This is a genomic window from Dokdonia genika (genome assembly GCF_042652845.1).
Classification (GTDB): domain Bacteria; phylum Bacteroidota; class Bacteroidia; order Flavobacteriales; family Flavobacteriaceae; genus Dokdonia; species Dokdonia donghaensis.
Genome location: NZ_JBHSHB010000041.1, coordinates 67,288 through 75,078 on the forward strand (window position 1 = coordinate 67,288; position 7,791 = coordinate 75,078).

6 protein-coding genes are annotated in these 7,791 nt (G+C 39.1%); 1 reads left to right on the top strand and 5 read right to left on the bottom strand.

The genetic code is table 11. The annotated features are described in order from the left end of the window. Positions 1 to 83 precede the first annotated feature (83 nt). Positions 84 to 3,509 carry a methylmalonyl-CoA mutase family protein gene (locus ACFO5T_RS14380; protein ID WP_380035779.1) on the top strand — a complete coding sequence of 1,142 codons (3,426 nt, stop codon included), beginning with the start codon at positions 84 to 86 and terminating at the stop codon, positions 3,507 to 3,509. Between the two features lie 75 nt (positions 3,510 to 3,584). Here ACFO5T_RS14380 and ACFO5T_RS14385 read toward each other — a convergent pair whose 3' ends face one another. From ACFO5T_RS14385 to ACFO5T_RS14405, 5 genes are all read right to left on the bottom strand, one after another. Beyond that, positions 3,585 to 4,685: a ligand-binding sensor domain-containing protein gene (locus ACFO5T_RS14385; RefSeq protein WP_380035782.1), complete on the bottom strand. Its 1,101-nt coding sequence runs from the start codon at positions 4,683 to 4,685 to the stop codon at positions 3,585 to 3,587. A 95-nt stretch (positions 4,686 to 4,780) separates the two neighbouring features. Continuing rightward, positions 4,781 to 5,611 carry a DUF6503 family protein gene (locus ACFO5T_RS14390; RefSeq protein ID WP_380035785.1) on the bottom strand — a complete coding sequence of 277 codons (831 nt, stop codon included), beginning with the start codon at positions 5,609 to 5,611 and terminating at the stop codon, positions 4,781 to 4,783. A gap of 161 nt (positions 5,612 to 5,772) precedes the next feature. Then, entirely contained in the window at positions 5,773 to 6,246 is a 474-nt protein-coding gene (locus ACFO5T_RS14395; protein WP_380035788.1) for a hypothetical protein, read from the bottom strand. A gap of 27 nt (positions 6,247 to 6,273) precedes the next feature. Continuing rightward, positions 6,274 to 6,753 (bottom strand): hypothetical protein, encoded by a 480-nt coding sequence (locus tag ACFO5T_RS14400; RefSeq protein ID WP_380035791.1) that lies wholly within the window; start codon positions 6,751 to 6,753, stop codon positions 6,274 to 6,276. 255 nt (positions 6,754 to 7,008) lie between these two features. Continuing rightward, the gene (locus tag ACFO5T_RS14405) at positions 7,009 to 7,545 is read right to left on the bottom strand and encodes a DUF2199 domain-containing protein (RefSeq protein ID WP_299148291.1); all 537 of its coding nucleotides are present in this window, start codon (positions 7,543 to 7,545) and stop codon (positions 7,009 to 7,011) included. Between the last annotated feature and the right edge of the window lie 246 nt (positions 7,546 to 7,791).

The window sequence follows — 7,791 nt, forward strand, 5'->3', positions numbered from 1 at the left end:
ACTTTTTGTGTAATTCATATTCAACTCGCTTTATTATTGAATATTACGTAAATTTACATCGTTATACATACTTAAAATTACAGATGGAACAAGCCACTCCTTATACTCCTAAGCATAAAGTTAGAATAGTAACTGCTGCTTCCCTTTTTGACGGACACGATGCCGCGATAAATATTATGCGCCGTATTATACAAAGTACCGGTGTTGAGGTAATACATTTAGGTCACGACCGCAGTGTAGAAGAAGTAGTAAATACTGCCATACAAGAAGATGCAAATGCCATTGCAATGACCTCTTATCAAGGAGGGCACAATGAGTATTTTAAATATATGTACGACCTTCTTAAAGAGAAAGGTGCGGGGCATATTAAAATCTTCGGTGGAGGAGGTGGTGTGATACTTCCAGAAGAGATTAAGGAGCTTATGGATTACGGGATTACTCGTATCTACTCTCCAGATGATGGCCGTGCGATGGGATTGCAAGGTATGATTAATGATCTTGTACAACAGTCTGATTATGCCATAGGAGATAAGCTAGATAATCAAGCGTCTCAACTTAGTGATAAAGTACCTACGGCTATAGCTAGAGTAATCTCTGCTGCCGAAAATTTTCCAGAGGTTGCAAAAGATACGCTTGATGCGATTCATAAAAAGAATGAATCTTCACTCACACCCGTACTTGGTATTACTGGTACTGGAGGAGCAGGAAAATCTTCACTTGTAGATGAACTGGTGCGTAGATTTCTTATTGATTTCCCAGAGAAGACTATTGGTCTTATTTCTGTAGATCCTTCTAAGCGTAAAACGGGCGGAGCCTTACTAGGTGACCGTATCCGTATGAATGCGATTAACAATGAGCGTGTGTATATGCGCTCGCTGGCTACGAGACAGAGTAACCTCGCACTATCTAAGTATGTAGGCGAAGCTATAGAAGTACTTAAAGCAGCCGAGTATGACTTAATCATCCTTGAGACATCAGGTATTGGGCAGTCAGATACAGAGATACTAGAGCATAGCGACGTGTCGCTTTATGTGATGACACCAGAATTTGGCGCAGCTACGCAGCTCGAGAAAATAGATATGCTAGACTTTGCAGATCTTGTTGCTATAAACAAATTTGACAAGCGTGGATCGCTAGATGCGCTACGTGATGTTAAGAAACAATATATGCGCAACAATAACTTGTGGGATACACCGCAAGATGAGTTGCCAGTTTTTGGAACCATTGCAAGCCAGTTTAACGACCCAGGGATGAACACGCTTTACAAGCGTATAATGGAAAAGGTAAACACGGTAAACGAGGCAGATCTTACGAGTACTTTTGAGATAAGCCAGGAGATGAGTGAGAAGATTTTTGTAATACCTCCAGCACGCACACGTTACCTGAGCGAGATTGCAGAGAGCAATAGAGGGTATGACGCTTTCGCGAAAGCGCAACAAGAAACAGCACAACGTCTCTACGGAATATTTAAAACCATCGAGACCATAGCAGGAGTTACTCCAGCGCTTGACAAAGCAGGTTTACAAATCACAGACTTTGCCGCCGAAACTACCGAAGAAGATAAAGATCTTGTCAAGTTGTTGCAGGCACAGTTTGACCGTAAAAAAATGGATCTCGATCCTTACAACTGGGAGATTATTACCGGATGGGATGAGAAAGTAAATAGATACAAAGCACCTGTGTATACCTTTAAGGTAAGAGACAAGGAAATTAAAATCCCTACGCACAGTGCCTCATTATCACATACAGAAATACCTAAGGTAGCCTTGCCAAAGTATCAAGCTTGGGGAGATATCTTAATCTGGTGTTTACAAGAAAATGTACCGGGAGAATTCCCATACACTGCGGGACTCTATCCTTTTAAACGCACGGGAGAAGATCCTACACGTATGTTTGCAGGAGAAGGAGGACCAGAGCGCACAAACAAGCGTTTTCACTACGTGAGTTTAGGAATGCCGGCTAAGCGATTAAGTACCGCTTTTGACTCGGTAACTTTATATGGTAACGATCCAGGTCACCGTCCAGATATTTATGGTAAGATAGGTAACGCGGGAGTGAGTATTTGCTGTCTTGATGATGCAAAGAAATTGTACTCTGGTTTTGACTTAAGTCACGCAATGACCTCTGTAAGTATGACCATAAACGGACCTGCACCTATGTTGCTAGGTTTCTTTATGAATGCCGCTATAGATCAAAACTGTGAGAAGTACATAAAAGAAAACGGACTAGAAGCAGAGGTAGAAGCAAAGATTGCAGCTATCTATAAAGGAAAAACACGTCCAGCATACCAAGGTGATCTTCCAGAGGGGAATGATGGTTTAGGATTAATGCTACTAGGAGTGACGGGTGACCAAGTACTCCCAGCAGATGTGTATAACCGTATAAAAGTTGAAACACTCACGCAGGTGCGTGGTACGGTACAAGCAGATATTCTTAAAGAAGATCAAGCGCAGAATACGTGTATCTTCTCTACGGAGTTTGCACTGCGCTTAATGGGTGATGTACAAGAGTATTTTATCGAGCAAAAAGTGCGTAACTTCTATAGTGTGTCTATCTCTGGATATCACATTGCAGAGGCAGGAGCAAACCCTATCACACAACTTGCACTTACATTATCTAACGGATTTACGTATGTAGAGTACTACCTAAGCCGTGGGATGGACATCAATAAATTTGGTCCTAACTTATCATTCTTTTTCTCAAACGGAATCGATCCAGAATATGCGGTCATAGGTCGTGTTGCTCGTAAGATCTGGGCAAAGGCAATGAAGGAGAAGTATAAAGCAAACTCACGTGCACAGATGCTTAAGTATCACATCCAGACATCTGGGCGTAGCTTACACGCACAAGAGATTGATTTTAACGACATACGTACTACCTTGCAAGCCTTGTATGCGATTTATGATAACTGTAACTCGCTACACACAAATGCTTATGATGAGGCAATCACAACGCCTACAGAAGAGAGTGTACGTCGTGCGATGGCAATACAGCTTATTATCAATAAAGAGCTAGGACTTACTAAAAATGAAAACCCAATACAGGGATCATTTATTATAGAAGAGCTTACAGAGCTTGTAGAAGAGGCAGTCTTACTAGAATTTGACAGAATCACAGAGCGTGGTGGTGTACTAGGAGCAATGGAGACAATGTACCAGCGTTCTAAAATACAAGAAGAAAGCTTGTATTATGAAACGCTTAAGCATAACGGTGAGTTCCCTATTATAGGAGTAAACACCTTCTTAAGTTCAAAAGGAAGTCCAACAGTACGCCCAGCCGAAGTAATTAGAGCTACCGAAGAGGAGAAGCAGTATCAAATCGAAATGCTAGAAAACCTTCACAAGGAAAAAGCAGATAAGATAGAAGCAGAGCTTGCAAAAATTCAAGATGCAGCGATTAATAACCGCAACATTTTTGAAGAACTTATGGAAGCAACAAAAGTTTGCTCACTAGGGCAAATCACAAGTGCGCTCTTTGAAGTAGGAGGGCAGTACAGACGTAATATGTAATACTACGAGATAATAATTATTTAAAAAGGCGACCGTATGGTCGCCTTTTTTGTTTTTGAGTAATCTATGATCTGCTCAATCCTTCCACGGGCCACTTTCTGTGACGGGTATGATCTTATCACCTTTTAACCTAGAAAGCCCTTGATATCCACCTAGCCAGATGGTGCCTGTAGCATCCTCATAAATGGTCTGGATAGCATTGCTTTGTAAGCCATCGTCTTGATTATAGTTGGTAAAGCTATTACCATCGTATTTGTATACCCCAGCATTTTCGGCAGGAAACCAGATGTTCCCTTTTGAATCTTCAAAAAGACTCCACACTTCTTCTCCTGTAATCGCTCCATCTGTAGTGAAGTTTGTAAACTTTGTTCCGTCATAACGGCTCACACCTTTATGGTGTGTTGCAAACCAGGTATTACCTGTGCGGTCTTCTAGCATATCATTCACATTATTACCTGCGAGACCGTCTTTGGTGCTCAAGGTATCTAGCGTATTGCCATCCAATATAAAAGCACCACCGTTTGAGGCAAACCAAAGCTGTCCTTTTGCATCCTCCATTATGCTATGCACAATGGTCGTACTTGAGACACCACGAGAATTATCTACGCTGGTTTCTGGTAGCGGGAAAGGAGTAAATGTTGTTCCGTCATAGGTGTTTATGCCACTCACAGCGCCTATCCATAACGTTCCTTTTGAATCTAGTAACATACTCCAGATATTATTTGCAGTAAGTCCCTGCGCTTCTGCGTAGTTTTTAAAAGAAAGTGTGTCGGTAGTTGAAGTGGTATTCAAATCATAGCTTACCAGACCTCGATTGGTCCCAAACCAGATGGTACCATTCTTATCCTCCAGAATTGCTCGCACTGCCTGGCCATTAAAACCCTCGTCTAAAGAAAAGTAGTCTACGCTCGTTCCATTATATCTTATCACGCCATCACCATTAGTTCCCATCCATAAGCTACCTTGAGAATCTTGAAAGATCCTACGTATGAATTGGCTTAATGGCGGCGGACTCAAATTAAAGTTATAATCTTGTTCAGGAGCTTGTGTGGAGATACGACTAGTTTTTTGAGATGGTACTTCTTCTTGTATATCTCTTTGTTTATTTTGAGACGTACAGCTATAGCTTAGTACGGCTAGTGAGGTTATGAGTAGGTAAATAGAAAAGCGCATCATTTAAAAGAGATTTACATTAAATGTAAGCCAAACTTTAAACAATGCGCTCTTGCAACTGTCAAAAAAGTGTCAAATCTTAGTTGACTGCTTATCGATTATTTTACAAATAAGCTCTTTTCTAGACCATTATCAAAGGTGATATCTGTCCAGTCTACTGTGATCCACGGTGCATCTGTAACCGTAGCGTCCCAATCTGATTTTTTGTAACGACGCTTGGTAGGGATTTGTAAACCATCTACTTCTTCATAACTTACTTCCATAAGGTATGGGTCTGTCACACCAAAGTCTACGACTGTAAATAAAAATTGATCTACACGTTTTGTCTCAGGGTTGATGTACAGTTGGTAGATATCTTGAGGTTTATCTTCAGTGCTTTCAAAACTTACTATTATCACATCATAGTTAATGTTGTTTACCGTTTGTTGTTTTACATATTCATACACAAGACCAGGATCTCCTAGTTTTTGCATCATTGTAAACCAGTAGTAGTTAGTAGGTCTGTTAAAGGCTACACGCTTAAGCACAGCCTCATCTGTAATTATGGTTCCTTCATTTTTAAGCCAGTATTCCTTACCATCATACCCTTGCTCTATGGTGCCTTCTAGTTCTGGAAGTGTGCGCTGGTGGGTGTTATATAATCCATAAGAGTACTCACCTTTAAAGATGTATTTTTCTGTAGAGACGTCCTTTTGCCCGTCTGGCGTTTGATACGTGTAGGTGTAGACAACATCATTTTTTGCAGCTAGCGTAGCATAGTCGCCTACTTCTTGCATCATTGTGTATACAAGTTCGTGACCTTTGTTTGTAAAAGTGGGTGTTTCTTCTTTTACAACATTTTCGGTTGTTGTTGGGGTTTGCTGTGTTGTGTTATTACACGATATGCATATAAGGGCAATAAGAATGCCTAGCGTCGTTTTTAAAGTCATAAGGTTGTTGTTTGCTGTGAGTATAAGGCGCAAATGTAATAGCCGGTGTAGTGGCGAGGTTGTTTTAAAGGGAGTTTAGCATTTATTTAGGATAGTATTCATTTCGTGATATAGTGTGATTACGCTTTCGCGAAAGCAGGATTCGCACCCTTAAAACTCATTTACCAGAAGAGTAACCATATAAAATTACCCACCACAAGCAGCTGAAGCACAAAAAGCAAGATGCTGAGGTCCTTCTTAAAGCGAAATTTAATACCAATGACTAGCAACAACAGCAGCGGAAGCACAAACCCAGATATAAGCCTAAAGGAGTAAATGCTGCGATCTTGCGACGGGAGTATGCTATAGCTATTGACTTCTTGAAATAGTAAAGAGACGGTATAGCTCATAGATTTACCTTCTGCAGACTTTGCAATATCCTCTGCTACCGAAAATTGGTGTTTTGGCGTTACAACTTCATAAGAGTTGTGTGAGTTGCCACCAGCGTTATAGTACCGCTGTTTCTTTTTTTGTACACGAGTAACCTCTTCTGTATACACCGTACCTGGTAGCGCAAAGTCTAAGAGCGTCACAAGTGCCAGAAGCGCTGTGATGCCGAAGATGGCAAGTGGTACTATAGATGGGGCTTTACTCATTTTATGAAGTTGTAGAAATTTGGAGGTCTATTTTTTTCGCCTATAAATTAATACGTATTTTTCTCTGTCAGCAATAGTCATTGCATCATCTGAGTACATAAGTATTTTACGTATAACTGGTTTTTGGTAGTAAAAACCGTCCTTTCTTTTTTTTACTAGTTTTGCCTTTTTAAGTGAAGGTAGAAACTTATGGTCTGGTGCAATCTGAAGTTCTAGGTTAATTTCTTTTGTTTTTTTATCGAAATACCAAGTACCCACAGAGACATTTAATGGGTTAAAACTTTTATAAGTTCCGTCTTCTTTAAAAATGTAACTATCTCTATTTACATTTTCAATACCCATATCTCTTCCAAAACGGATAAGCGGAATTTTGGTTTGTTTATCTCCATTCTCATCCTGTAATTCTATGAATTCCCATTCTCCTATTAAATCATCTTCGGTCAAATTTTGAGAGAAGCCGCTGTTATAAATTAGTATGGATATAATTATGAATACTATTTTCTTCATTTTTTGATCTTCTATATTAATTTAATAAAGTATTAAATCATTTTCAATTTTAAAGTCAGTCTAATTTTTTGGACTACTTAATTTCCTTCCACTTACCTTTTCGAAAGTACATATTGTTGAACTCAAGTGAATTAAAAACTAAGAAAAACCCCCATACTTTACGATAAATGGTCGGGTCTGAGAGGTCTATAAGCCGTAGTGAGATGCTCTGAGCTGTTAATGCTATATGTGTCATTTTATTGGTTTAGTTCTTAATCACCCTGCTTTCTTTAACATATCCCTTATTCTACTTTCTGCTTCCATTTTGGAAATTCCGTTATAATAATCTTGTACAAAGGGATGTTCAAAGTCTTTGTGCGGAAAAATCTCAGGTCTTTCATTTCCGCCCTTTGTAATTACGTCACAAGGGATTGATGAAGTGCTTTCATATGAAGCTATGTTACTACATAACCAGCCAAAATAACCAGTTTCGTGATGGGTGTTATTAAAATTTTCTTTGTAATCTGAATAACTTTTTTCGCTAAGAGAAACCCAAAGTCCATAATCTAGATTTTGACAACTACTATTTACTTTTTGTGTTAGAGTAACCCTTATAAAGCGGTCAATTTGGTCTTCATAATGAATTTCGCAAAAGTCACTATTTAATATTGCTAACTCTGCCTTTTCTTTTTCAGTAAGGTTGTGATAATTATCTGGTGATATGTAACCCAATGCAGGCCATTCTGAATGGGCCTTGCCACATTTAGAACAGTCGAATTTAGTCGATTTGTTTTTCTTCTTTTTCCAGAACATCTCTTAACTCACTTATCTTTTTTAAAATAATCCAAAAAGTTTTTTCCTCTTTACGGTATTTGGTCTATTTATTTCTAATATATCAGTTACAGCAAATTTGTCAAAACCATCAAAAAGTGTGTAGGCTTCCCTAAAAATAGGACAGTTGTTAATTCGAATTTACTAACTTTAAATTCAAACTGTCACAATGAAAACAAGCAAGTTTAGCGAGAGTCAGATTATCAAAGCTCTTAAGGAAAATGAACA